1 protein-coding gene is annotated in these 1,990 nt (G+C 62.7%); it reads left to right on the top strand.

All coding sequences use genetic code 11. The features are described 5' to 3' along the window. Positions 1–366: 366 nt before the first annotated feature. Complete coding sequence (locus J2X45_RS20255) at positions 367–1,863, top strand: PAS domain-containing protein (protein ID WP_310218527.1); 1,497 nt, start codon at positions 367–369, stop codon at positions 1,861–1,863. The last annotated feature ends 127 nt before the right edge of the window (positions 1,864–1,990 follow it).

Below are 1,990 nucleotides of genomic sequence, written 5' to 3'. Positions count from 1 at the left end.
CGACCCACGTTCCTCTTCAGACAGGAGGATCCCGATGTCCCTCAGCGCCGAACAAATACCCCTCCCGCGCGAGCGGGTTAGTACAATGGCGCTGCATTACCGATCGTGCAGGGCCGGTAGGATTGCGAAAAAGGCAGGGATCGGTCGGATCTGAACCGAGCGGCCTATGTCGGTCATGTGACGGTGCGAACCTCCAGCATTGTTATGGTTCGGGTGTTGATGCGATCTCTGTCTCTACTTCCTAAGCCGCAGCTGAGCACAACCGGCTCCACCCCTTCGGCTATTGAGGCGGCGCGATGCAGGCCTTTGATTGTAACTTCACCTTTGAACTGCCGATGCATTGTGAGGCATGGAGTTGGACGGAGCATGGCTGAAGAGTCGCTGGATAATCCGAAAGCTGGGCTAGCGGCGGCAAAGGTTGAAAACACCGGGCTACGCGAAGCCAACATTGGGCTCCCGAGCCCTTCCGAAGACACGGCGGACCGTAATCACGTCGACGGCGCCCTGCGTGGAAGCGAGGAACGTCTTCGTTTGGCCGTTGAGATTGGCGGCCTTGCCAGCTGGGACTGGCACATCGCCTCTGGCAAGGTCGTGTGGAACGACCGCCACTTCTTGCAGCAGGGCTACGCGGTCGGAGAAGTTTTACCTAGCTACCAAGCCTGGCTCGACCGGTTGCATCCGGACGATCGCGACGAGACGGTGGCGTTGATCCAAGCGGCTCGCGATGGCCGGTCGACCTTCCATCATGAGTTCCGCGCCCTATGGCCAGACGGTTCAATCCACTGGCGCGCGGCGCGCGGTCGATTCTTCTACGATGAAAGCGGCGCCCCGGTGCGCATGATCGGCGTCGCTGAGGACATCACCGAGCAAAAGCTCGCGGTCCAGCGAATGGCGGCCTCCGAGGCGCGGCTGCGCTTGGCGCTGGAAGCGGGCCGAATGGCGCCGTTCGAATGGTCACTCGACGACGCCCTCCCTCCTGTAAATGACGACCTGCGCCGGCTTGTGGACATTGACGACGCTGGCGCTCACGTCGAGCAGGGACGCGCTCGCCACCACCCGGACGATGCCGCTCTTCTGGATCAGACGCGACAGCGCGCCCTCGACGGCGACGACACCTTCCTGGATTTCGAATTCAGGCACCTAACGGCTGACGCCGAGGTGCGCTGGCTGCAGGTCCGATCGGAGATCGTTCGCGATAACCTTGGCCGGCCCCGGAAGTTGGTCGGCGTACAGTTGGACGTCACCGAGCAGCGGGAGAACGAAGAGCGTCTGCGGCTTCTGATGCTCGAGGTCGATCATCGCGCCAAGAACCTGTTGTTTGTCGTGCAGAGCATGGTGTCGCTAGCCAAGGCCGGTGATCTCGAAACCTACCGACAAGCCCTGCTGGGACGGATCGAGTCTCTCTCGCGCGCCCATCAGCTGCTTGCTGAGAGTCGCTGGTCGGGCGGCGACCTGCGCCAGCTCCTGGCGGAAGAACTTGGCCCGTACGGCGTGGGTGACAACGGTCACATCAAGCTCGAGGGGCCGCCGATCTCCTTGCCGGCCAGACACGCTCAAGCGCTTGCGCTCTGTCTCCATGAGCTGGCGACCAACGCCGCCAAGTATGGCGCATTGTCCGTCGATGAAGGCGTCTTGACCGTGCACTGGCGTAGCAGCCATGGGCAGCTTGAGCTGTCATGGATCGAGCGCGGGGGGCCGCCCGTCGTTGCGCCCAGACGTTCAGGGTTTGGCGGGACCTTGCTCAAGCGCAGCCTTCAGCCGTTCGGCGGCCAGGTGGAATTACAATGGGCACAGGTAGGGTTGAGCGCGCAGATCGCGCTCCCGCTGCAGGCTAACCCAGACCCAGAGCCGAGCCCTGCATAGGTCGTCTTTCCGGGGGTGCGGCAACGACAGCAAATGTTTAGGTTTCTTGGACGCCCGCCAGGCGCGGCGATGGGTTTGCCCCCGCAGGCGGGTGTCTGAGAAAGCTCAAAGTCTGACCCGCGGGATG

The organism is Caulobacter sp. BE264 (assembly GCF_031457805.1).
In the GTDB taxonomy this organism is placed as follows: Bacteria; Pseudomonadota; Alphaproteobacteria; order Caulobacterales; family Caulobacteraceae; genus Caulobacter.
This window is presented reverse-complemented; position numbering and strand designations above follow the sequence as displayed.

Bases quoted from the DNA above. Each gene is read 5' to 3' on its own strand.
- J2X45_RS20255 (WP_310218527.1), top strand. From the start codon at position 367: ATGGCTGAAGAGTCGCTGGATAATCCGAAAGCTGGGCTAGCGGCGGCA.